The 22,538-nt window shown below is 70.8% G+C and carries 19 protein-coding genes; 10 read left to right on the forward strand and 9 right to left on the reverse strand.

Translation table 11 applies throughout. The features are described 5' to 3' along the window. Positions 1 to 169: 169 nt before the first annotated feature. From PATMI_RS0110600 to PATMI_RS0110630, 7 genes are all read right to left on the reverse strand, one after another. The gene (locus PATMI_RS0110600; protein WP_051471331.1) at positions 170 to 1,003 is read right to left on the reverse strand and encodes an AAA family ATPase; all 834 of its coding nucleotides are present in this window, start codon (positions 1,001 to 1,003) and stop codon (positions 170 to 172) included. After that, complete coding sequence (locus PATMI_RS0110605; protein WP_026910878.1) at positions 996 to 2,483, reverse strand: Mu transposase C-terminal domain-containing protein; 1,488 nt, start codon at positions 2,481 to 2,483, stop codon at positions 996 to 998. Before PATMI_RS0110605 ends, PATMI_RS0110600 begins: the two co-directional genes overlap by 8 nt. Positions 2,484 to 2,485: 2 nt before the next feature. After that, on the reverse strand, positions 2,486 to 3,112 hold the full coding sequence (locus PATMI_RS0110610) for a recombinase family protein (protein ID WP_026910879.1): 627 nt from the start codon (positions 3,110 to 3,112) through the stop codon (positions 2,486 to 2,488). A 317-nt stretch (positions 3,113 to 3,429) separates the two neighbouring features. Further along, positions 3,430 to 3,774 carry a DUF1232 domain-containing protein gene (locus PATMI_RS0110615; protein ID WP_084269853.1) on the reverse strand — a complete coding sequence of 115 codons (345 nt, stop codon included), beginning with the start codon at positions 3,772 to 3,774 and terminating at the stop codon, positions 3,430 to 3,432. 87 nt (positions 3,775 to 3,861) lie between these two features. After that, the gene (locus tag PATMI_RS34365; protein ID WP_051471333.1) at positions 3,862 to 4,698 is read right to left on the reverse strand and encodes a hypothetical protein; all 837 of its coding nucleotides are present in this window, start codon (positions 4,696 to 4,698) and stop codon (positions 3,862 to 3,864) included. 4 nt (positions 4,699 to 4,702) lie between these two features. Further along, entirely contained in the window at positions 4,703 to 5,578 is an 876-nt protein-coding gene (locus PATMI_RS0110625) for an ABC transporter permease (protein ID WP_026910881.1), read from the reverse strand. Continuing rightward, complete coding sequence (locus PATMI_RS0110630) at positions 5,575 to 6,543, reverse strand: ABC transporter ATP-binding protein (RefSeq protein ID WP_026910882.1); 969 nt, start codon at positions 6,541 to 6,543, stop codon at positions 5,575 to 5,577. The genes PATMI_RS0110625 and PATMI_RS0110630 overlap by 4 nt, the downstream gene beginning before the upstream one ends. Before the next feature lie 67 nt (positions 6,544 to 6,610). Between PATMI_RS0110630 and PATMI_RS0110635 the strand changes: the two genes are divergently transcribed. The 3 genes from PATMI_RS0110635 (at position 6,611) to PATMI_RS0110645 (ending at position 10,149) form a co-directional block, all read left to right on the forward strand. Further along, the gene (locus tag PATMI_RS0110635) at positions 6,611 to 7,282 is read left to right on the forward strand and encodes a response regulator transcription factor (RefSeq protein WP_026910883.1); all 672 of its coding nucleotides are present in this window, start codon (positions 6,611 to 6,613) and stop codon (positions 7,280 to 7,282) included. Continuing rightward, positions 7,279 to 8,784, forward strand: a complete 1,506-nt coding sequence (locus PATMI_RS0110640) for a sensor histidine kinase (RefSeq protein WP_084269854.1) — start codon at positions 7,279 to 7,281, stop codon at positions 8,782 to 8,784. Before PATMI_RS0110635 ends, PATMI_RS0110640 begins: the two co-directional genes overlap by 4 nt. Before the next feature lie 204 nt (positions 8,785 to 8,988). Beyond that, positions 8,989 to 10,149 (forward strand): IS30 family transposase, encoded by a 1,161-nt coding sequence (locus tag PATMI_RS0110645; protein WP_036725675.1) that lies wholly within the window; start codon positions 8,989 to 8,991, stop codon positions 10,147 to 10,149. 27 nt (positions 10,150 to 10,176) lie between these two features. On the opposite strand, the gene PATMI_RS36625 is transcribed toward PATMI_RS0110645, so the two are convergent. Further along, the gene (locus PATMI_RS36625; protein WP_157260710.1) at positions 10,177 to 10,716 is read right to left on the reverse strand and encodes a hypothetical protein; all 540 of its coding nucleotides are present in this window, start codon (positions 10,714 to 10,716) and stop codon (positions 10,177 to 10,179) included. Between the two features lie 1,530 nt (positions 10,717 to 12,246). Here PATMI_RS36625 and PATMI_RS36630 point away from each other — a divergent pair. After that, positions 12,247 to 12,900, forward strand: coding sequence for a hypothetical protein (locus tag PATMI_RS36630; protein WP_157260711.1), 654 nt, complete (start codon positions 12,247 to 12,249; stop codon positions 12,898 to 12,900). A 1,846-nt stretch (positions 12,901 to 14,746) separates the two neighbouring features. Then, on the forward strand, positions 14,747 to 14,884 hold the full coding sequence (locus PATMI_RS36635) for a hypothetical protein (RefSeq protein WP_157260712.1): 138 nt from the start codon (positions 14,747 to 14,749) through the stop codon (positions 14,882 to 14,884). Positions 14,885 to 15,149: 265 nt separating this feature from the next. On the opposite strand, the gene murD is transcribed toward PATMI_RS36635, so the two are convergent. Further along, positions 15,150 to 16,676: a UDP-N-acetylmuramoyl-L-alanine--D-glutamate ligase gene (murD, locus tag PATMI_RS0110665; RefSeq protein WP_026910888.1), complete on the reverse strand. Its 1,527-nt coding sequence runs from the start codon at positions 16,674 to 16,676 to the stop codon at positions 15,150 to 15,152. Between the two features lie 124 nt (positions 16,677 to 16,800). Here murD and PATMI_RS34370 point away from each other — a divergent pair, with 124 nt between their 5' ends. The 5 genes from PATMI_RS34370 to PATMI_RS0110690 all read left to right on the forward strand — a co-directional run bounded on the left by PATMI_RS34370 (position 16,801) and on the right by PATMI_RS0110690 (position 22,537). Further along, positions 16,801 to 17,988 carry a PQQ-dependent sugar dehydrogenase gene (locus PATMI_RS34370; RefSeq protein ID WP_051471335.1) on the forward strand — a complete coding sequence of 396 codons (1,188 nt, stop codon included), beginning with the start codon at positions 16,801 to 16,803 and terminating at the stop codon, positions 17,986 to 17,988. 3 nt (positions 17,989 to 17,991) lie between these two features. Further along, the gene (locus PATMI_RS34375; protein ID WP_051471337.1) at positions 17,992 to 20,043 is read left to right on the forward strand and encodes a CopD family protein; all 2,052 of its coding nucleotides are present in this window, start codon (positions 17,992 to 17,994) and stop codon (positions 20,041 to 20,043) included. A 327-nt stretch (positions 20,044 to 20,370) separates the two neighbouring features. Beyond that, positions 20,371 to 21,090, forward strand: coding sequence for a YcnI family copper-binding membrane protein (locus PATMI_RS0110680; protein WP_026910889.1), 720 nt, complete (start codon positions 20,371 to 20,373; stop codon positions 21,088 to 21,090). A 104-nt stretch (positions 21,091 to 21,194) separates the two neighbouring features. Further along, the gene (locus PATMI_RS0110685; RefSeq protein ID WP_026910890.1) at positions 21,195 to 22,004 is read left to right on the forward strand and encodes a thioredoxin domain-containing protein; all 810 of its coding nucleotides are present in this window, start codon (positions 21,195 to 21,197) and stop codon (positions 22,002 to 22,004) included. After that, complete coding sequence (locus PATMI_RS0110690; protein WP_026910891.1) at positions 22,004 to 22,537, forward strand: vitamin K epoxide reductase family protein; 534 nt, start codon at positions 22,004 to 22,006, stop codon at positions 22,535 to 22,537. The genes PATMI_RS0110685 and PATMI_RS0110690 overlap by 1 nt, the downstream gene beginning before the upstream one ends. The last annotated feature ends 1 nt before the right edge of the window (position 22,538 follow it).

Genomic DNA, 22,538 nt, shown 5'->3' on the forward strand with positions numbered 1-22,538 from the left:
CCCACCGGTCCAGGAGTACCAGCGGCCGAGCTTCGAAACGTGTCGTGTCATTGCCGGAGAGCGGCGGCTGGATGTCGCAAAACGATTGTTTTCGGACACCCCATCGCGACAACGAACTCCGCGCGACCGCATGTGACCTGCAGCGTTATCTGGCGGCGTTTTCGTAGCGCTATTCGGTTCCGATGACGAGGGTGCTGCGTGCGGCCTCGATGACGTCGGTGGTGATAACGGTGAGGTCGTTGATCTTCATGATCCGTGCGACCTGGGTGAAGAGGCGGTGCAGGAGCCTGAAGTTGCCGCGGGTGATGCGGCTGATGGCGGCGATGGCTTGCGCGTCGGTGAAGTCGTCGAGATCGAGTGTGAGGCCGAGCCTGCGCCAGTGGCGCGCGAGAACGAACGCGAGTTCCTCGTCGGTCAGCGGCCTGTACTGGTGCGCGAAGCCGATGCGGCTGTAGAGCTGCGGGAACGCGGCGAAGCGCTTCTCGAGGCCGGGCATGCCGATCAGCAGCAGGCCGATCGGGCGGCGGTCGAATCGGTCGCGGAGGTCTTCCAACGCGGGGCCGGAGAGTCGTTCCGCTTCATCGATCACGATCAGCTGTACGTGGTGCAGACGCCGGCCGCGGCTGACGACGATTCCCTCTCGGACCTGATCGTCGATCAGGATGTCCGCGCGTATGAGGAGCTGATCGAGGTCGGCGACGAGCTTGGCGTAGGTCACCTTCACGGCCGGGGTGTAGAAGATCGTGCGCGAGCGAGCCAAGGAGGCCCCGATCTGGCGTTCCTCGTCCCTTCGAACTCCCCAATCGTCGAAGAACTCTTCGGCCGCGTCCCAGTGGGCGTACCGACGCGCGGAGAGCGTCTTGCCGACCCCGGCGGGCCCGAAGCAGAGGCCGATGAAGGCCTCGCGCCGAACGGCGTTGGCGAACTCGACGAACCGCCGGTGCTCCTTCGTCGCGATGAACTCGCCGGTGCGACGGCGCAGGCGTGTCGCGGAGTCATCCATCGCTCGGGGCATCCTCGGCGTAGGTGTGTAGGACCCGACGCGGGCCCGGCGGCGAGGTTGGCACGGATCGAGGTCGCGGTCGGGACGCTTCGGGTGCGCCGCGCGGCAGGTACTCCGCAACGGCGGCTCGACCGTCAGCGATCCTGGCGCGAGCCGCTCGCCGATGAGCGACGCGGGCCGCCTGGACGTCCTTCAGGGTGATGGCACCTCCGGCATGCTCCGGACTGACGGCCCGGCAGAGAAACCAGTCGTCGAGGAACACCCGGACCTGGCTGAGGTCCCGAGGGTCAAAGCGGATCGTGACCGCCCGCCCGACGTAGCCGGCGAGCGTGGGGTCGAAGTACCGAAGGCCTTGGAAGCGGATGCCGTCGCGGTGCACGACGCGCGCCCGGGCGACCATCACCAGCAGCAGGTCGAGGGCCTCGAGCGTCGGCGGCCGCCGAGGAAGCCACCCATCGGCGAGCCACGCCGCAACGGGCGTCGAGCCAAGCTCTGGATGGACGCGCTGGTGGTAGGTGCCGGTGATCCACTTGCCGATCGCCGCGTCGAGCTGTGCGAGCGAGAGCGCCGGTGCCGAGGCGGGTTCGCCGCGGACCAGGTGGCCGGGAAGGTCGGGCAACAGCTCTTGGGTGACGGTCCCGAAGAGCCGCTCGACCTTCCCTCGGCCCTGGGGGCGTGCGATCGCGGAGTAGACGAGCTGGACGTGCAGATCGACGGCGACCTGCTCGATGTGGTGGCTGGTGAAGTCGCTGCCGTGATCGACGTGCAGGACGTCGGGCAGTCCGTGGACCGGCCATCCCGGGTCGGGCTTCATCCAGACTGCATGGCGAAGCGCGAGCGAGAGGTTCAGCGCCGACGGTGCCCCGAGGAACACGGAGTACCCCGCGACCGCCCGGGAGTGGTCGTCGAGGATCAACGTCAGCCACGGTCGGGCCGGGCGCCCGTCGGCGTCGAGGACGAGCAGGTCGAGCTCGGTGTGGTCGGCTTGCCAGATGTCGTTCGGGCGTTCCGCTCGTCGGCGGAACACCAGCTCGAAGCGATCACGGAACACCTCAGGTCCGTCGTGGGCGAGCGAGACGACCGCCGGATCGATCGCCGCGACGATCGCGGCTACCGTGGAGTACGACGGCACCGGCCACCCACGCTCGTTGGCCGCGACCGCGATCCGCCGCGCAATGGTCGCCGCCGACGGCGGCGGCCGCCGTAGCGCCAGGCCTTCGATCAGGGCGACGAGTTCGGGGCGCGTTCTGCGCACCCCGCTGTCGGAGCGCTGCCGTCTGGCCAGCGCGGCAAGCCCGCCTGCTTCGTAGCGCGCAAGCCACCGTCGCGCCGTCGACGGCGCGACCCCCGCCGCCGCCGCGGAGCGTGCCAAGGGCACTCCTTCTTCGATGGTCGGGCGCAGGACCGTCCAGCGATCCATTGCGGCCGCGCGCGCGTCTTCGGAGAGGGCCGTCAGTGACTGCAGGCGACCCTCGTCCATCGCTACCTCTCGGGCTCGCGATCCGCGGGCGGCACCCCGGCGGCGGTCGCGACCTCGGGCGGACGAGGCGGCAGGTGGCGATAGAGACTCGTCCTCGCAATCCCGGTCTTCTCGACGATCTCCGCGATCGTGCTCCCGGTGTCGCGCAGATGCGCAGCCCACGCGAGCTTCGACGGGTCAACGACGACGGGCCGGCCGATCCGCCGACCCTTCGCGGTCGCGACGGCGCGGGCGTGCGCGGCGCGCTCCATCGTGTACGTGCGCTCCATCTGACCGAAGAGCGCCAAGAGCACGACGGCGAGCTGCGCCATCGGATCGTCCGGGTTGCTCGAGTCGACCTTGATCGGGTCGGCGAGGTTGCGAACCCCGATCCCCTTCTCGGCGAGCTCGTGGATCAGGTTCAGGGTGTCGCGAACGGTGCGGCCGAGCCGGTCGAGGGTGTGCACGACGATGACGTCGCCCTCGCGCGCGTACGCGATCACGTCGCGGAGACCGGGCCGGTCGGTGGTGGCCCCGGACTTCTTGTCGACGTAGATCCGGTCGCGCGGGATCCCGACCTGCTCGAGCGCATCGATCTGCCGATCGAGGTCCTGCTTCACCGTCGAAACGCGCGCGTACCCGAGATCCACACCGTGACCGTACCGGAGGTCTCGGCCGTACGGGAGAAACGGAACGCCATTTCGGCACTGACCTCTGGGACGGTCCTCGCTCAGCTTCTATCGACGGCGCCGCATCGCGCCGGCGGGCGTCCCACAACCAAGGATGTGGAACGGCCAGGGTGATGTCTCGGATCACCGCGTCCACGTTGATGCGGTACGCCCGCAGAGGTTGGCGATACCGCCTACGCCGGTGGTCGGTCTCTGGTCTGCTCCCGCATCGCGAGGAGCGCCGGCGGCCTCGTCGCGGCCAGGTAAGCGTCGACGTTTTGGCGGTCGCTGCAGTCGGGCTACGCGGCGGAGGCGCGACGTCGGCCGTCGAGCATGAGGATCAGCAGGCGGGGGGACGCGGGCCAGGCTGCTTCGATCAGGGGCCGCGGGACGCTGCGTGCAGCGAAACGCATGAGCAGGACGACCGCGACGACGTCGTCCAGGGGGCCGATGACGGGCAGGAACTCCGGGAGCAGGTCGATCGGGGACAGCACCCAGAGCACGGCGATCAACAGGGCGACCTTCGCGCGCCGCGGGACCGCCGGGTCCTTTCGCAGGGCACGCGCGGTGCTGACGCACGCGGGAAGGAACTCGAGCAGGTCTTTCAGGAGCCCGGGCGGGAGGCGCCGGGCGAAGAGCACCATGCCCAGGCAGCTGAGGACCCAGATGGTGAAGGTGACTCCGGCGATCCATAGGGCGGTGACCACGATGCGTATCTCCGGCGATTGGGGCTAGGGGCCTGCGGTGACGGTGATCGTGGACGTCGGCTTCGGGGCGGTGCCGATGACGGGGGTGACCTTCAGCGTCACGGGGCCGGTGGTGTTCTTCGGCAGCGGCAGGGTGACGGGCTGGTGGTCGTCGGTGGCGATCGCGTAGGTCGTGGAGACCGTCTTGCCGTTGGCGGTCGCGGTGAGCGTGCCGCCGCATCCGTCCTTGCCCACCGAGCAGACCAACGACGGCGCGATCACACCGTGGTTGTCGGCGGCCATCGTGCCGCTGGGCAGCGCGACCGTCGACGTCGCTGCAGCTTGTTCGGTCGGCGTCTTGGTCGACGAGCTCCCCGACGCCAGCGCTTCGTTGCCGGTCGGGCTGTTGTTGCCCCTCGGGTCAAAGCACGAGTCGAACTCGAAGGCGGGGTTGGTGACGTCCCTGCCCCGGGTGTCGGTGATCGTGAGGGCCCCGACGTACTTGGACGGGCCGCCTGCGGTGTAGCAATCGTTGGAATGGACGTTGAGCTCGAACTTCGCGGAGCCGTCGGGCAGCGGCACGTTGGGGTCCACCCAGGCCATCATGCAGATCCAGTCCGAGCCGGGGCCGTGGTCGGCGACCTTCGGGCCGCCCTTGTCACAGGAGGCCTTGGCGTGCAGCGACTGCACGGTGATGCCCCGGTGGCCGAGGATCTTGGCCTGCTTGACGTAGATGTTGGAGAACGTGCGGGGCAGGTCGCGCTCCAGGCGGGCCTTCGTGATGCTGCTCTGGCCGCCGGAGGCGACGGCGGCGAGGATCGCCAGGACGAGGATCGCGACGCCGAGGGTCGCTGCGGTCTTGCGAGTGAGAATGCGGGACATGGGGTCAGCCTCCGGTGATGTCGCGACGGAGCAGCGAGACGTACGAGATGGCCAGCGCGGCGATCGCCCAGACGGCGGACACGATCAGGCCGGCGATGAGCGGCGAGTGGAAAGCCGGCTCGGCGAAGAGGCCGTGCCAGGACTCCAGCGACGTGGTGAGGAGCAGCGGCCGGATCCGGTCGATGCCGCCGACCGCTCCGAGGAGCTGCATGAGGAGCGCGATGACGACGGGTGCGGCGATCCCGAACGCGGTGGAGCGGGTGCGGATCGAGAGCAGGATCGCCAGGCAGGTGAACCCGATCATCGGCGCCAGCGAGCTCGCCCACGCCTCGGCGACGAGACGCGCGGCGGTCCCCGACGGGATGATCTGGCCGGTCAGGCCGGTGAGCGGCTGATGACCGACGATGACGATGCTCGAGACGATCGTGCTGGCGGCAAGGACGATCGTGGCGACGATCGCGAACGCCAGGGCGGTGATCGTCTTGGCCCAGAAGATCTGCGCGCGGCTCGCGGAGCGCGTGAGGATCGTCTTCCACGTGCCGTGCTGATCCTCCGACGCGAAGATGTCACCCGCCACGATCGCGGTCAGGAGCGGCAGCACCCACTGACCGGCGAAGCCGAGGACCAAGAGCGGGACGGCGAACCCGGAGTCATGGATGAAGCGACCGTAGAGCGTGTCCTTCGGCGGCCGTCCCTGCCCGTTGATGACGATCACGATGATGATCGGCGCGATCAGGCAGAACAACAGCGCCCAGCGGGCCCGGGCCTGCGCGGCGAGCTTGGAGAGCTCCCAGCGCAGCGCGGCGCCGACACCAGCGCGTCGGTGGGAGACGGGAGTGGTCGCGACGGGCGGTACGGTCGCGGTGCCGGTAGCGCTCATCGGGGGGCTCCGGTAGTGGATGCACCGAGCTCTGCCGGCACGCCGGAGGGGGAGGACTCGGTGAGCATGAAGAACAGGGATTCGAGCGGCGCCTCGTCGAGGCTCAGCGCGCGGAGCCGGATGCCACTGGTGATCAGCGCGGCGACGTAGTCGTCGATGCTGGCCTGCGGCCCGTAGGCCAGAAGACCGTGGCCGTCGGGGGCCGTCCCGATGGTCAGGTCTCGGTGGGTCTTGGCGAGCGCCAGGGCGGCGTGGTCGTCGCCGGTCTGCAGGCGGTGGCCCTGTTCGGGGGCGCGTTCGCGGAGCTCGGCGATCTGGCCGTGGAAGACGACCGATCCCCGGCTCATGATCGTGACGTTGTCGCAGATCTCTTCGACCTCGAGCATGTCGTGCGAACTGAGAAGCACGGTCAGGCCGCTGTCGGCGAGGCGCTTGATCAGCGCGCGCATGTCGCGCATGCCGGCGGGGTCCAGGCCGTTGGCGGGCTCGTCGAGGACGAGCAGCTGGGGGTTGCGAACGAGGCTGGCGGCGACGCCGAGGCGTTGGCGCATCCCGAACGAGTAGCCGCCGACCTTGTCTCCGGCGCGGTCGGCGAGGTCGACGATCTCGAGGACCTCGTCGATTCGGCCGGGCTCGACACCGCCGTCGAGGAGGACGAGGCCTTCGAGGTTCCGGCGGCCGGAGAGGTAGGGATAGAACTTCGGGCTCTCGATGAACCCGGCCACGCCGTCGAGGCTGCGGGTGCCGGACTCCTTGAACGTCTGCCCGAAGACCTTCAGCGTGCCGGCGTCAGGGCGGATCAGCCCGAAGAGCATCCGCAGAAACGTGGTCTTGCCCGCCCCGTTGGGACCCAGGACCCCGTAGACCTCGCCCTTGGCCACGCGCATCGAGATCGCGTCCACGGCCGTCAGGTCGCCGTAGCGTTTGGCCACGTCGACGGCATCGACCGCCAGGATCTCACTCATGGTCGGGGAGCTTGAAGACGCTCTATGACGACTTCGTGACGGACTGGCTGTAGGGCATGCTGCAGCCATGCACGTGCTCGTCGTCGAGGACGACCAACGCCTCGCCGACGTGCTCCGCCGCGGCCTTCAAGAAGCCGACCACCACGTCCAGGTACGCCACGACGGCCTCGAGGGGCTCGCGTTGGTCGGCACCGAGCGCTTCGACGTCGTTGTCCTGGACTGGATGCTTCCGGGTCTCGACGGCCCGTCGATGGTCCGGGCGATGCGGGAGCGTGGGGACCGCACACCCGTTCTGATGCTGACCGCTCGCCATGCGGTACCCGACCGCATCGGTGGTCTGGACGCCGGCGCGGATGACTACCTGGCCAAGCCGTTCTCCTTTGACGAGCTGCTCGCCCGGTTGCGTGCGATCGGTCGGCGCACCGGCCACGGCGAGCTCCTGACCGTCGGGGACGTCACGATCGATCGCGACCGCCGAGCGGTCGTGGTGGCCGGGGCGACGGTGGATCTGACCGCCCGCGAGTTCGCGCTTTTGTTGCTGTTGGCCGAGCGGGCCGGGCGGATCGTCAGCCGGATGGAGATCCTCGACGCGGTTTGGGACGGCAACACCGACCTGCGCTCCAACGCCATCGACGTCCACGTCGCCCGGCTGCGCGGCAAGGTCGACCGGCCGTTCGGGCGCGAGAGCATCGAGACCGTCCGCGGCATCGGGTTCCGTCTGACAGCGCCGCAGGCATGAGCCGGCCGAAGGCCCGTGGATGGTTGCGCCGGTTGCCGGTCCGCGCGCGCCTGGTCGTCGGCTTCGTCCTCTCGATGGTCGTCGTCCTCACCGGGGCGGGTGCGTTCGTCTTCTGGCGCGTGCAGTTCGCGCTGGACAACCGCCTGAACGAGGACCTCGCCGCCCAGACCTCCGCCGTGCGGGACGCCGCGCGCAGATCGAAGCCGGCCGCCGCACTGGCATCGCTTGGGGCGCAGGCCCGGGATGCGCAGCTGCTCGCCGCCGACGGCCGTGTGCTCGCGGCCGGGCCCGGGCTCCGCGATCACCGTCCCCTGCTGACCGCGCAGCAGCTCAAGACCGCACTCGTGCGGGAGATCGGGGCGGGGCGGGGCGGCATGTTTTCTCCGCGCGGGCGCCACCTTCGGATCCGCGCCGTCCCGGTCCAGTCCACAGCGACCGGTGGCGCCGCCGTCGCGGTCTCCTTCGTTCGCCTGGACCAACGTGACGAAGCCCTGCGCGAGCTCCTCGTCCAGCTCGCGCTCGCCAATCTCCTCGCGTTGGCGCTCGCCTCTGGGGTCGGATATCGACTCGCCCGCGGAGCCCTCGATCCCGTCGAGCGATATCGCGTTCAGGCCGAGCAGATCGCGAGTGGCGCCACCGGCGTTCGGATCGACGTCCCCGACGGTCCGCGCGACGAAATCGCCCGCCTCGGCACGACGCTGAACGCCATGCTCGCCGCGCAGGAACGAGCCGCGGAACGTCAGCAGCAGTTCGTCGACGACGCCAGCCACGAACTCCGCACGCCGCTCAGCGCCCTCAGCGCCGAGGTTGAACTCGCGCTCAGTCGCCATCGCCCAGCCGAAGAGCTTCGAGACGCGCTTGAACTCATCGCCTCCGACACCGCCCGGCTGGCCGCCCTGGCCGACGAGCTCCTCACGCTCGGATCCCTCGGAAGCACGACCCCGACCGCCGAGCCGATCCTCGTCGCCGACGCTCTGGGTCGCGCCGCCCGCCGCGCCCGTTCGCAGCTCGGCGGCGATCCCACCCGGACGGTGCTCGCCGACGCTCCCGACAAGCTGCAGGTCTGGGGGGATCCCGTGCTCCTGGACCGCGCCCTCGGCAACATCGTCGACAACGCCGTCCGCCACGGGGCCGGCACCATCACGCTCTCCGCCCGCGCACTGGACGACCAGGAGGTCCCGAGCTGCATCATGCGGGTGCACGATCAAGGAACCGAGATGCGCCCGGACTTCTTGCCCCACGCTGCCGAACGGTTTCGCCGCGACGAACACGCCCGGTCCGGCACCGGCACCGGTCTCGGGCTGTCCCTCGTCGACGCGATCACCGCCGCTCACCGCGGCCAGCTGCGCATCTGCAGCACGGGCCGACATCACCTGGGGCCCTCAGCGGATGGGCGACTCGCCACGTTTCCTTGTCAGCACCCCGAACTAGGAACAACGATCAGCGTGCTGCTGCCAGGCACATCGCGACGCACCGCAACGTCATCCGTCAGCGCCGGATAGCGACACAAGAACCCCGCCACCTAGCGATCCACTTCACAGAGAACCGCGGACGGGTCCGACGGTCCGGGTTTGTGTCTTAGACGGTCGTTTGTGACACCGGAATCGCACGTGTCCCAGACGACGGCGGAGTCACTCGGTGGGTGCACCATCGTCTTGTGAGCGGCCCGGAGGGCCGCTTTGCGAAGCGAAGGCAGGGTGGTGGCGATGGGGCTGTCGAGGGCTCAGCAAGATGAGGTGTGGGTCCGTTGGCGGACCGGCATCTCGTTGCGGGCGGTCGCGCGGGAGATGAACCTCGGCCCCGCTCCGGTGCGGGTGTATGTGCAGTCCGTTGGCGGGAAGCAGCCCGCGCCGCGGGTGCGGTCGCCGAAGGCGCTATCCGCGCTCGAGCGGGAAGAGATCTCGCGCGGCCTGGCCGGCGGCCGATCGTTCCGGGCGATCGCGGTGCAGCTAGGGCGCAACCACACGACGATCGGGCGGGAAGTCGCCCGCAACGGCGGCAGGGATCGGTACCGCGCGGAACTCGCCAAGCGCCGGGCGCTCGAGCGGGGCTGTCGGCCGAAGCACGCGAAACTCAGGTCCAACGCGCGGTTGCGGGCGGTGGTCGAGGAGAAGCTCGGCGTGAAGTGGTCGCCGCGACAGATCTCCAACTGGCTGCGGCTGCAGTACCCCGATGATGCAGAGATGCAGATCTCGCACGAGACGATCTACATGTCGTTGTTCGTGCAGTCCCGCGGTGCGCTGCGCCGCGAGCTCGCGAAGCAGTTGCGGACCGGTCGGATGACCCGCAAGCCCGTCGGTCAGAAGAAGTCCGGCCAAGGACGCGGCCAGATCAACGGCCAGATCAACATCTCGCAACGGCCTGCCGAGATCGAGGACCGAGCGGCACCGGGGCACTGGGAAGGCGACCTCGTGATGGGCAACGTGCCGTCGGCGATCGCGACCCTGGTGGAGCGTCAGACGCGGTACGTGCAGCTCGTCCGGCTGCCCGCTGGCTACAAGGCCGAGCCGGTCCGCGATGCCCTGATCCAGAGCATCCAGCGGCTCCCGACGCATCTGCGCAAATCGTTGACGTGGGACCAGGGCAAGGAAATGGCCCACCACCTCCAGTTCTCGGTCGCAACCGGCGTTGACGTCTACTTCTGCGATCCGCACAGCCCGTGGCAGCGCGGCTCCAACGAGAACACCAACGGGCTACTCAGGCAGTACTTCCCCAAGCGCCACTTCGACTTCACCAACGTCACGCAGGAGGAGCTCGACAACGTCGCCGCCGAGCTCAACGGCCGGCCGCGCGAGACGCTCGGCTGGAAGACCCCCGCCCAGATGCTCGCCGCGCTGATACCGGTCCCCTGCGGCCCCGGTCGATAGTCAGGGCGCGGCGGCGAGGAGCAGCGATCACCGAGAGGCACGGTTGAAGAACTGGCTTCGGCCAGCGTGGTCAAAACGCCAGGTGTTGTGCTCGCGGACCAGCGTCAGGGTGCCGCGGTCGCGCTGGCCCGGGCTCCGCCTGAAACGGATCGTCGCTCGGCGACCATGAACATCGACACGGGCATCGCCGTCACGGGCCTGCTGCATCGCGCGCTCGTATCGCCGCCGCGACTCGCCTCGACGTGACACAGCGCCCCCGATCAAGGCAACACAGAATCGACGTGCGGTCGCATTCCCGCGCCGCGCGTTCGCGACCTCGCGCTCCGCGCCGGGGTCCTGGGTCGCCACATCCGCGATCGCGGTCAGACCGCGCGACGTAGCGTGATCGCAAACCGCGCGGACGTCCCGACGCACGACCCCTTCCAGGAGCGCCACCGCTCGATCGCGGACTGCTTGCTCTCGCGACCCTGAAGTCTCGCCCTTCAACACCAGCACGCCGACGACGACCGCCGTCACGACGAGCACAATGGATACGACTGATCCGGCCACACCACGCACGCGGGACACGCCCCCAACAGTAGAGCGGTCCAGTCGCTTGCGCAGCACCTCCCGTGGCTCCCGAGGCGCCCTCGCGGCCCCGACTCCGAGCACGGGGGTGCCGGCACTCGACCCTCCGGGCCTCCTGCCGGCACCCGACCACACCGACCAGCAAGACTGCATCACGACCGGGTGGTGCACCCACCCCGTGACACCGCAACTGTTTGTGACACGAGGGTGGAGCCAGCGGCGTCCGCGCGCCTCGATCCGCCAATGTGGCAGGACGTTCGGCACCCCCATTCCCGGACGCACGGACCTTGGCGACCTGTTCGCAAGGGTGACGTGTCGTAGATCCGTCTAGGCGACCCGAACGTGGTGCAGCGCACGGGTGCGGGTTCCTATGCGTCCCGTGTTCTTTTCGTCGAGCAAGGAGCTTTCACGGTCGAGGCCCTGGCCTCTCGTGATCGACGCCGCAGCGGATTTCGCAGACGTCCGACACGTGACCCGCTCGTCGCTGCCGCCATCGAGCTCGGCCGGTTCACCGCAGCCAAGCTCAACATGCCTACCCATCGACGTCGCGAATCGACCCGAGGGTGGGGAGCGGTAGAGGGTCGAAAGCAGTACGCGATCTGGTCGAACGGAGCAGGGTGCGCTCGCTCCCGACGCCACTGACGGCAGACCGGATCTGGCAGCTGCCGGCCTCACCCGGCGCGGAGGGCCGACCGGGTACCCAGTGCTCAACGCGCGGCGCGGGGGAGTCGTAGGCGTCGAGGTCAACCTGACCCGCGAGCGTCGAGACTGAGCCCACGCTTGCGAACCCTGCCTTTAGAGTCCCTATCGTTCGCTCCCGTCCCGAGGACTCACCAGATGATGGCTCTCCGACTGCGTCTGCTTCTCGTCGTAAGCATGATCGCTTCCATCGGCACCTTCGCAACAGCCGCGAACGCGCGGACCTACACCTATGACGGCTTGCACGACAAGCTCACTTACAAGTCGCGGACGTGGGCGGGTGGAGGAACCGCAGGCAGCCCACGGGCCAAGTTGCTGAAGTGGACTTGGGGCGATCGCAAAGCGGTGGGTCGCGGGATCCTGATCGTACGAAGCTGCAATGACACTTGCGTCGATGCGACTTTCACTGAGTACACAGGGAAGGTGACGTTCACCAGCCCCGCGACATGTCGCACGAGGGCTGGGCGGGCTTATCGGTATTTCCGGACGGTCAAGTTCTCCGTCGATGAGCCGGACCGCACACGAACGACCACGCTTCGTTATCCCCGCAGCCAGTTGAACGCCTACGGTTGCCATCGCTAGTCGTGTTCGAAGTCCTTGTCCAGGCCAGCTCAAGTAGCGGGTTCGTGAGTGTTGAGTAGATCCGTCATTAGGGAAAGCAGTGGCAGCGTCCGAGGGTCGCTTCTAGGCTTTCGGTCACGAGCCGCTGGCGGCATTCTGCTCGGGGCTCTGGTCTGCGTGGGAATGCCGGGGTGCGGGGGCGGAAATGACGTGCCGCGGGGAGATTCCCGATCGCGATCTCAGTCGCCGATCGTCGATAGCGCCAACTACTTGAAGTTCGACAGCGATGCACCCGATGAGGCTGTCGCTGAGGCGCGAAGTATTCACAGCGACTGTGCGCCGCAGCTAACCCCGGTTCGGGTAGACCCCGAGACCTATGGCGCCCTTCCCGAGCAGCAGCGGCAAGAGGTCGAACGCCAGGTGCAGCAGAGCGCTCCGCTCGGAGCGAAGGCGTACAACATCTGTGCCGAAGACCGCGTTGGGTCGTACCGCGGGCCGGGAAACCTGAGCATCGTCGAAACGACGCAAGGCGCCAACGCCGGTCCGGACTTTCTTTACGCCCAGCGCGGCTCTCGGACCAGCGAACCATCTACAGGCCAGCGGGACTCGGGAACGGCGTCCGGCGGTGGAGGCGAAGCCGATGTAGCGAAGCGCGCATGTGACGTTCCGGAGCCGACATCGATGAACTACTTCGATCTGTCGATCGAGGGTGGCGGAGATTGCGCCGTTGCGATCAAGCTTGTGACGAGCTATTCCCGTGGTCCCAACATGTGCTTCCTCGATGACGGGCAGGGCGGCTACCGGCAGGTCAACCCCTGCGACCTCGAGGGGTGGGAATGCGGGTCGACCACGATCGCCAGCGAGAGCACGAAGACCAGCTGCGGAAAGGGTGAGGTCACAGTTCGGTGGGTATCCGGATCCTGAACGCGAGTCCCCCGGCGGTGCCGCGCGAATAGGTGACGGCAAACGGAGCCGCTGGGTGTCGGCCCATTTGCGGTCCACCTCAGGAGGATGGCGAATTGCTTGATCGCGTCCTCAACCCGGGTTGACTGATCACCGGATATCGCGCGCTGCCCCGCCGGGCAGGGCGGCTCCCTGTGCGTGTATATCGGCCAAATGGCGGATTCGAGCCTGCAGAGGCCCGGCTAAATTCTTGAGCATGAGGACGGTAGGAAAGTTCAACTGCCGAATCTGGCTCGTGGCCGGAGCTTTGGCAGCCGTGCTCTCGGCTTGCGGAAACGACAAAACCGCGACCTCGCCGGCTAGTAGCACTGTCAAGTCCTCGGCCAGCAAATCACGTCCGACCGCGCAGGCGCTCGGTCCGCTGCACGGATCGCTTCGATGCGTCCTTTCTGACGCAGAAGTTCGCAAGATTCTCGGCAGAGAGGACGTCGGTCTCGTCACTGACGGTCCGACGCAGACCGGCAACAACATGGGCGAATGTGTCTACGCGCCCGAAGACTCCGACGAGCGGCCAGCGGGCCCAGGCATCAGCCTCCTCCTGGCAGAAGACTCGTGCGCAGCCTCGCGAGCGGCCATTGAGGGCCAGAGCGCCAACGGCGCCAGCACCGGGGAAGTAGTCACTCGAGATGGCGCATTCGGTCCTGGCTCGTTCAGCCTCGTGAACGAGGACCCCGCTTCCCCAACGAGCGGGGCTACGACATGCATGCCGGTCGCCGGATCCAAACGTCTTATTGCAGTAGTTACGTTCGGCACGAACGAGCAAAACACCGAAGCTCACCGGGAAACCGCGCTTGACGCAACCCGCACCATCCGCGCGCGGGTCAAATAAGAGATCCACTTCGTTCAGGCCGATAACGAGCTGGATCCCGTTGACCCGCTATCGCGCGCCGGCCGGCGCGGCCCCGCTTCCGGACGGCGCTCGACGCGCCCCCGGATAACCCTGGGCCGATCAGCCGCTGGCCGCCGCGTCGAGGCCGTGCACGCTGGGCCCCGATGGATCGCCGAGCAGCCGATAACGAGCGCGTGGCTTGCTCATCGCGAAAGTCCGCGGCCGCTCACGCTGGCGAAGCTCTAGGTTTCTCGCGTGATGTGGCGCGCTAGCAGTCGGTTGGGAGCCTGCCTGACAGGGCTCGGAATGGTTGTAGGGATATGCGGTTCTGCTGCGGCCGACGTCGCGGGGCCCGTCTACAGCCCAGAGGCCTCGGGAGGGAAAACCCCCGTTGAGCGCCCATCAGCTTGGGAAGTTCGCGGTACGGACCTCACCGCGCTGTATGGACACATTCGGGACGTGACGTGGTCGACCTGGGGCGAGGAGACGGCGCTGGGCGCCGGATCGATCGAGACCGATGCTCGCGGGGATCGAACCCAACGGGTCGGGGTCGCCTTCGCGAAGCCGGTCTCCTGCGCGGGGAACTTGCTCTACTCGGAGCTACGGATCTCTCCTGAGGCCGGCGAAAGCCTCCCAGCCGAGCTGCTGCCGTTCACCTTCGTCAAGCGGCCGTGCATCATTCGCGCGGGCCCGTACGCGCGGCTGTCTAACTCGCACGCTCTTTCGACTCGCCAGGACCGAGAGGAACGCGGAGGATCGTGCCCGGTCAGGCTCTTCTCACGGGCGAGCGGGGGCTACCCACTCTTCTGTCGGATGACGTGGACGGGCTGGAATACACCCACGGCTCGCGGGGTCGGCGTGATGCGGACCGGGCCTGCGCAGTACGGCGCCGAGGTCGTCTTTTCTCGACCCGCACTGTGCGGGGGCAGAGTTTCGTACACGCGGATGCGTTACACGCGTCGGGGGAGCCGGGAGACGGTGACCGTCCAGCTGGGAACCCTGACCGAGGCGCACGCAAAGGAGCTGCGCCGCAACATCACGCGCCGTGCGGGGCCGAAGGTGACGCGCACGGAGCGTCTCGAGGGCTGCTCCGCACCGGCGCCGGGCTTCCGCTGAGTTCAAGCGGGCGTCGCGCGGCATCGGGTCGCCTCGGCGCCGATCCTGTCGCCGGTTCAGGGCGATCCTTGGGAGCTCCGCGTGCTCGAGGACGTGGTCACGGACGCGACTGCCATCGCGGTCACCATCCGATCCACCTTGGGCGCGCGCTCGGCGGCAGACAACGGGGCATCGCGCGCTCGAGTGGTGTCCGTTTTGCGAGCGATAGTGCGGATTTCCACTCGGATCAAGCGACGTCGACCGGTATCGCGAACACCGGTTCGTCTCACCCCACGTCCAAGGCCTCCACCGCCGCCCGGAAGCGGTCCCCCCGGTCCTCGAAGTCCCGGAACACGTTGTGGCTCGGGGCCGCGGGGGAGAGGAGGACCGTCGCGCCCGGCGGGGCGATGCGGACGGCGGCCGCGACGGCCGCGGCGCTGACCGTGTCCGGATCGCCGTCGGGGACGACCTCGATCGCGGGGTGCGACCCGTCGCCGGACGCGTCGGACCCATGGGCGGTGGGCGCCGCGCCGTCGCCGCTGCAGGCCCGCGCCAGCGCCTCCGCCAGCGCCGGTCCCGTCCCAGGCAGGGCCACGAGGCCCGCGACGCTGACCTCGGCCGGCGGCTCGCCGATCGCGCCCGTCGGCACCCGGCCGGTCGCCAGGGCGTCGACCAGCGCGGCGTACTCCTGGTCGCGGTCCACGCCGCCCGCGAGGAGGACGACCGGGCCCGGGGCGAAGGCGGCGATCGCGGCCATGGCGGCCTCCGGGGTGGTCGAGATCGAGTCGTCGACCCAGGTCCGGCCCGCGCGGGTGGAGACGATCTCCTGGCGGTGGGGGAGGGTCGCGAAGTCGCGCAGGGCTCCCGCGAGGTCGGGGATCTCGTGGCCGAGGGCCCGGACGCACTCGAGCGCCGCGCAGACGTTGCGGGCGCCGATCACGCCGCGGACGGGCAGCTCGTCGACGCCGCAGAGGTCGTTCGGTCCGTCGAGCACCCGGCCGCCCGCGACGTGCAGGCCGTGCGGCTCGTCGACCCACAGGACCGGGGCGCGGAGGCGCTCGGCGGCGTCACGCAGCCGGGGATCGGCGTGCGACAGGACCGCCAGCCGGGGGCCGTCGCCGGCGGTCAGGATCCGCAGCTTGTCGGCGTGGTACGTCGCCTCGTCGCCGTGCCACGGCAGGTGGTCGCGCAGCAGGTTCGTGACGACCGCGACCGTGGGGGACCGGGGCAGGTCGGCCAGCTGGTAGCTCGAGAGCTCCAGGACCCACGCGTCGGGGGAGCGCGCGGGGCGGAGCTCGTCCAGGAGCGGCGCGCCGATGTTCCCCATCAGGCGGCTGGAGATCCCGGCCTTGCCGAGCAGGTGGTGCAGGAGCGAGCTGGTGGTGCTCTTGCCCTTCGTGCCCGTGATGCCGATGACCGTCTCGGTCGACGCGCGCTCGGCGAGCCACAGCGCCGTGCCGCTCGTCAGGACCGCCCCGCGGGACCGGACGTGGTCGGCCTCGGGGCCACGGACCGGCACGCCCGGGGACCGGATGACCACGTCGCAGGACGCCAGCGCGTCGAGGCCCCCGTCGCCGTGCAGCCACGGGACCGGCGCACCACCGGGACCGGGGGGGAGGGGCGCCGCCCCGGCGGGCGGCGGGCCGGACGTCGCGACCACCGCGGTGCACGTCGGCGCGTGTGCGGCGAGCGCCCGGATCGCCGCCGCGCCCTCGCGCCCGGCACCCCAGATGCCGACGCGCCGGCCGGCCAGGTCGTCGACGCGGAGGTCGGCCGGCGGGAGCGGCGGGGGCGGCAGCGGGTCCACGGGCACGACGTGAGGGTATTCGGGCGATCTCCGCGAAGCACGGCGCCGGACCGGGAGGCTCCTGCTCCCGCGGGGTCGGCCGCCCGCAGCGCGGCCCGCTCCCCGGGCGCCCCCGCGTATCCTGCCCCGGATGCGTGCCGCGACGAGCATTCCGGTGGTCGTCGCCGCGCTCCTCCTCGCCGGCTGCGGGGGCGGGGGCGGCGACGAGAAGGACGTCGCCGCCCGGCCCGTGCCGCCCGAGGCCACGCAGCTCTCGCCGCAGCGGATCCTGAAGTCCCCGACGCTGCGCAGCACCGACGTCGCGCGCGGGTTCGTGCGGATCTCCGGGCTCGTGCAGGAGCCCGGTGCCGACGGACGGGTCCTCGTGCTGGAGCAGGACGGCACCGCCCGCTGGCTCGACGGGGACCGCCCCGCGGCCGGGCCGCCGTTCCTCGACCTGCGGACCCTCGTCTCCACCAAGGACGAGCAGGGGCTCCTCGGCCTGGCGTTCGTGCCGGGCGCGAAGGGCGAGCGCGTCGTCGTCCACTACACGGACAAGAAGAGCCACACGCAGGTCGTGCGCTTCGCCGTCCGCGACGGGCGGGTCGACCCCGGGAGCGCCGAGACGCTGCTCGAGGTCGAGCAGCCGTACGCGAACAACAACGGCGGCGAGCCCGTGATCGGGCCGGACGGCCGGCTGTACGTCGGCCTCGGCGACGGCGGCTCCGCCTACGACCCCCGGCAGGAGGCCCAGGACCGCGAGTCGCAGCTGGGCAAGATCCTGAGCACCGACCCGACCGCCGCGAAGCCGTCGTGGCGGCAGGTCGCGATCGGCGTGCGCAACCCGTGGCGCCTGAGCTTCGACGCCCGCACCGGCGATCTGTGGGTCGCCGACGCCGGCCGCGACTCCGCCGAGCAGCAGACCCAGGAGGTCGACCGCATCCCGGCGTCCGACCTGCGGCGCCGGCGCACCGTCAACCTCGGCTGGCCCGCGTTCGAGGGCGCGCGCGACCAGACGAACCGGCGGCTCACCAGCGGCCTGCCGCTGGTCTGGCCCGTCGTGTCCTATCCGCAGCGCGACGGCTGCAACGTCGTCGGCGGGCGCGTGATCCGCGGCGCCGCGGCGAAGGCCCTCCCGGTCCTGCGCGACCGGTACGTCTTCGGCGACACCTGCACGAGCCTCGTCTCCTCGATCCCCGCGGACGACGGTCCCGGGCAGGAGGTCCGCCGCGAGGGCATCACGGTGCCGCAGGTGACGGCGTTCCTGTTCGACCGTCGGGGCCGGCTCCTGGTCGGCGGGCAGGACGGCGCGGTCCGGCGGCTCCGCGACGCGCGCTGAGTCGTGCGGCGCACCGTCGTCATCGTCGCGGCGGTCGTCGCCGTGCTCCTCGGGTCCGCCGGGCCCGCGGCGGCGCACGACGACGACCCGGCGTACGAGACGACGATCGCCGGTGCCACGCCGCGGGTCCCGGGACTGACCGTCGCGCTCGGCCACGGCGGCACGGAGCTGCAGGTCGTCAACCGCACGGGCGGCACCGTCGAGGTCCCCGGCTACCGCGGCGAGCCGTACCTGCGGCTCCTGCCCGACGGCCGGACGCAGGAGAACCTCCGCAGCCAGGCGACGTACGTCAACCGCGACCCGACCGGGCGGACCGCCGCCCCCGCGTCCGCCGACGCCTCCGGGCCACGGTCCCCCGCCCGCTGGCGGACGACCGGCCGCGACGGACGGGTGGCCTTCCACGACCACCGGATCCACTGGATGGGCGCGCCCGGGACGCCGGCGCCGCAGGTGCGCGACCCGGCCGTCCGGCAGGTCGTCGAGCGCTGGCGGGTCCCGCTCGACGCCGACGGGCGCCGGGTCGCCGTGACGGGGACGCTGGTCTGGAAGGGGCGCGGGGCGTCCGCGGTCCCGACCGCCGCGCCGGTGACCGTCAGCCCCGTCGGCGGCGGGGGCGCGGACGGCGCGCCGGCGCGCACCGCCCCGGCGGGTGTCGGCACCGGCCTCGCGGTCGCCCGGGCGGTCCGGTACCTCGCGATCGGCGGCGCCGCCGGGCTGCTCGTGCTCCTGCTCGTCGTCTGGTCGCCGCTGCGCGGCCGGGGCGTCGTCCCGGACGACACCGACGACGCGTTCGCCCGCCGGACCGGGCGCCTGCTGACCCTCGCGGCGGGCGCGGGCGTCGTCGCGTCGGTCGTCGCACTCGTGCTGCACGGCGCAGAGGTGGCCGGAACCGGCGTGGGCGACGCCCTCCGGCCCTCGGCGCTCGGCGACGCGGCGCGCACGCGGGTCGGCGCGTGGTTCGTGGTCACCGCCGTCGCGTCGGCGTGGCTGGCGGTCGTCGCCGGCGCGGCCGCCCGGACCTCCACGGGGGTCCGTGGGGCGGCGGGCCGGTCGGCGCTCCTGGCCGCGCTGCTCTGCGCGGTGCTCGTCGTCGCCCCGGCCCTCGACGGGCACGCCGTGTCGTCCCCGACGTCGTGGGCGCTCGTGCCGATCCAGATCGTCCACGTCGCGGGGATGGGGGCGTGGCTCGGCGGCCTGGCCGGACTCGTGCTCGTCCTCCCGCACGCGCTGCGGACCCTGCCGGAGGGACGGGAGCGCCTGGCGCTGACCTCGTCGGTCCTCGTCCGGTTCTCCCCGGTGGCGCTCGGCGCCGTCGCCGTCCTGACGCTCGCGGGGACCGTGCTGGCGATCCTCCACCTGACGACGCTCTACGACCTGACCGACACCGCGTACGGACGCGCGATCCTCGTGAAGGTCGTGCTCCTGACCGCCGCGATCGGCGTCGCCGTGGCGCAGCGCGAGGTCCTCCTGCCCCGGCTCCGGCGCCTCGCGGCCGGGGAGCCCGCCGCCGAGGACCTCCGCGCGGACGAGGTGGCGCCCGTCGAGGGCCCGTCCGCAGCGGGTCCGGCCGACGACGAGGACGACGACGCCCCGGCGCCCCCGCCCGCCGCGACCGCGCACCACGTGCGCCTGGCGCTGCGCTCCGAGGTCCTCCTCCTCGTCGCCGTGCTCGCCGCGACCGGGGCCCTCGCCGGCTACCCGCCGCCGCGGGCCGACACCTCCGGTCCCGCCGTCGTGGTCCGCGAGGCCTCCGGCGTGCGCCTGCTGCTCACGGTCGACCCGGCCCGGACGGGACGCAACGCGCTGCGTCTGCAGGTGACCGGCCGGAGCGGGGTGCCCGTCGTGGCGTCCGGCCTGACGGTCCGCGCCGTCCCGCCGGGACGCAGCGGCGGCAGCGACGTCCCCGTGACCGTCGCGGTCACGCGCACGGCCCCCGGTCGCTGGGTCGCCGAGGACGTGCCGCTCGACACGCGCGGGACCTGGCGGATCGAGGTCGGGCTGACGGCCCCCGGCGCGGGGCGCGTCTCGCAGTCGATCGCGGTGCGCGTCCGATGACCGCGATGCACGTCGCGCTCGCGCTCGCGCCCGCGCTGCTGCTCCTGATCGCACTCGTCTTCGGGCGCTACCCGGGCGAGGCGACGCTCGAGCGGTTCCGCCGCGGAGGCCGGCCACGCCGCGTCCGCCGCCCGAGCGCCCGCCTCGGCGCCCCGCGCGCCGGGCACCGCTGTCCGCCGCGCGGCGGGCGCCTGATCGGGGCCGGCGTCGCGTCCCGACCACCACCACGTCGCGGGGTTCCCTCCCACCGCAGCACGCCGACCCGCCCGCGGACTCCCGTCCGCGTGCGCGCCGGTGCCCACAGCTCCACGACAGAAGGACCCACGCATGACCCGCAGCACCACCACCACCGCCCTCGCCGCGGCCGCGACGACGCTCGCGCTCGCGCTGCCCGCCGCGGCCGGCGCCCACGTCACCGTCCAGCCGACCGACCTCCCGGCCGGCGGCTACAGCGTCGTCGACGTCCGCGTCCCGAACGAGCAGGACGACAAGGGCACCGTGAAGGTCGAGCTCCAGCTGCCGCCCGGCGTCTCCTACGCCGCGTACCAGCCGGTGCCGAACTGGACGGCGAAGATCACGACGCGCACGCCCGTGAAGCCGTTCTCGGTCGAGGGCCAGCCGGCCGAGGAGGAGATCTCGACGATCACCTGGACCGGCAAGGGCAAGGAGGGCGTGATCGCCCCCGGGCAGTTCCTCCAGTTCCCGGTGTCGCTCCGCGTCCCGGACGGCGCCGAGGGCTCGAAGATCACGTTCAAGGCGCTCCAGACCTACGAGGGCGGCGAGGTCGTCCGCTGGATCGGCGCGCCCGACACCGAGAGGCCCGCGCCGACCGTGACACTCGACGAGGCCGAGGACGAGCACGGCGACGGCAAGCACGCCGCCGCCGGCGGCACCGCCGCGCCGGCCACGGCCGCCGCCCGGGCCTCGGACGACGACTCCGACGACGACGGCAGCGACGCGCTGCCGATCGCCCTCGGCGCCGCCGGGCTCGTCGCCGGACTCGCCGGGTTCGGGATCGCGCTCTCCGGGCGCCGCCGGAACGCCTGAGCACCGGGCCGGAGCGGACCTCGGTCCGTTCCGGCCGCCGTGCCTCAGCCGACGTTTACCGGTCCTTCAGTGCCGACGCCCGCTGATGCGCCACAATGCTCCGCATGTCAGGAGCGAACAGCAAGAAGGCCGCGGCCCAGAAGGCCCGCCTCGAGCGCGAGGCCGCCGAGCGGGCCGCATCGGACCGCAAGAAGCGCCTGCTCATGCTCGGGGGCGCGGGTGGCGTCGTGGTGCTCGTCATCGCCATCGTGCTGCTCGCCGGCTCCTTCAAGGACAAGACGAACGGGTCGAAGAAGGTCGACGGCGTCGCCGGCCTGGCCGAGACGCAGGCGCTCACCAAGGGCCTGCAGCAGAACGGCACCCTGCTGGGCAACCCGGACGCCCCCGTCACGATCCACGAGTTCGCCGACGTGAAGTGCCCGGCCTGCCAGCAGTTCGAGGTCAACTCCCAGAAGGAGAACGTCGACAAGCTCGTGCGGACCGGCAAGGCGAACCTGCGCGTCCACCTGGTCAACATCATCGACCCGAACGTCGGCACCGACGACGGCGCGAAGGGCCGCGTCGCGGTGAACAACCTGGCGGCGTCGAACCAGTTCTTCACGATGCTCTCCATGAACTACTTCAACCAGGGCGACGAGAGCACGACCTGGATCACGGAGAACAAGTACAAGGACATCGCCAAGGTCGCCGGGATCGACCCGTCGAAGGTCAACTTCCGCGAGACGCCCGGCAGCCGCGAGCTCGCCGCCGAGGCCGACAAGAAGTTCCAGGGCCTCGGCGCGCAGGGCACCCCCGCGTTCTTCGTCCAGGCGCGCGGCACCAGCGCCTACACGGCCGTCGACTCCTCCGTGGGCGCGATCGAGGCCGGCGTGGAGAAGGCCGCGAAGAACGCCAAGCCGGCCGCCACCCGCTGATGCTGGACCGCCGCCTGCGGGTCGCGCAGTACGTCTTCGCGGTCATCGGCCTCGCGGCGGCGGGCTACCTCACCTACTCCAAGTACGAGCACGAGGGCGTCTGCGGCGTCAGTGCCGGCTGCACCGTCGTCCAGCAGTCGACGTGGTCCGAGCTCTTCGGCATCCCCGTGTCGGTGCTCGGCATCGTCGGCTACGTCGGCTTCCTCCTGCTCCTGACGTTCCCGAAGAACGAGCTCGCCCGGCTCGGGCTCGTCGTCGGCTCCGGCATCGGGTTCCTCTTCTCGATGTTCCTGATGTACCGCGCGTACATCACCCTGAACGCGTTCTGCCCGTTCTGCACGACGAGCGCCGTGATGATGACGCTGATGGCGATCACGAGCACCGTGCGCTTCGTCCGCGGGCCCGACCGCCCGGTCACCGCGGACGAGTGGCTGGACGTGGACGAGGACCTCGAAGAGGATGAGGACGATGATGCGACCGACGAGGAGCACGCCGTCCCCGCCGACGGGCCGCAGGGCACCGGCAGGAGCTGAC

The sequence above is a fragment of the Patulibacter minatonensis DSM 18081 genome, assembly GCF_000519325.1.
In the GTDB taxonomy this organism is placed as follows: domain Bacteria; phylum Actinomycetota; class Thermoleophilia; order Solirubrobacterales; family Solirubrobacteraceae; genus Patulibacter; species Patulibacter minatonensis.

Bases quoted from the DNA above. Each gene is read 5' to 3' on its own strand.
- PATMI_RS0110600 (WP_051471331.1), bottom strand. From the start codon at position 1,003: ATGGATGACTCCGCGACACGCCTGCGCCGTCGCACCGGCGAGTTCATC.
- PATMI_RS0110605 (WP_026910878.1), bottom strand. From the start codon at position 2,483: ATGGACGAGGGTCGCCTGCAGTCACTGACGGCCCTCTCCGAAGACGCG.
- PATMI_RS0110615 (WP_084269853.1), bottom strand. From the start codon at position 3,774: ATGGTGCTCTTCGCCCGGCGCCTCCCGCCCGGGCTCCTGAAAGACCTG.
- PATMI_RS34365 (WP_051471333.1), bottom strand. From the start codon at position 4,698: ATGTCCCGCATTCTCACTCGCAAGACCGCAGCGACCCTCGGCGTCGCG.
- PATMI_RS0110625 (WP_026910881.1), bottom strand. From the start codon at position 5,578: ATGAGCGCTACCGGCACCGCGACCGTACCGCCCGTCGCGACCACTCCC.
- PATMI_RS0110630 (WP_026910882.1), bottom strand. From the start codon at position 6,543: ATGAGTGAGATCCTGGCGGTCGATGCCGTCGACGTGGCCAAACGCTAC.
- PATMI_RS0110635 (WP_026910883.1), top strand. From the start codon at position 6,611: ATGCACGTGCTCGTCGTCGAGGACGACCAACGCCTCGCCGACGTGCTC.
- PATMI_RS0110640 (WP_084269854.1), top strand. From the start codon at position 7,279: ATGAGCCGGCCGAAGGCCCGTGGATGGTTGCGCCGGTTGCCGGTCCGC.
- PATMI_RS0110645 (WP_036725675.1), top strand. From the start codon at position 8,989: ATGGGGCTGTCGAGGGCTCAGCAAGATGAGGTGTGGGTCCGTTGGCGG.
- PATMI_RS34370 (WP_051471335.1), top strand. From the start codon at position 16,801: ATGCGTGCCGCGACGAGCATTCCGGTGGTCGTCGCCGCGCTCCTCCTC.
- PATMI_RS0110680 (WP_026910889.1), top strand. From the start codon at position 20,371: ATGACCCGCAGCACCACCACCACCGCCCTCGCCGCGGCCGCGACGACG.
- PATMI_RS0110685 (WP_026910890.1), top strand. From the start codon at position 21,195: ATGTCAGGAGCGAACAGCAAGAAGGCCGCGGCCCAGAAGGCCCGCCTC.
- PATMI_RS0110690 (WP_026910891.1), top strand. From the start codon at position 22,004: ATGCTGGACCGCCGCCTGCGGGTCGCGCAGTACGTCTTCGCGGTCATC.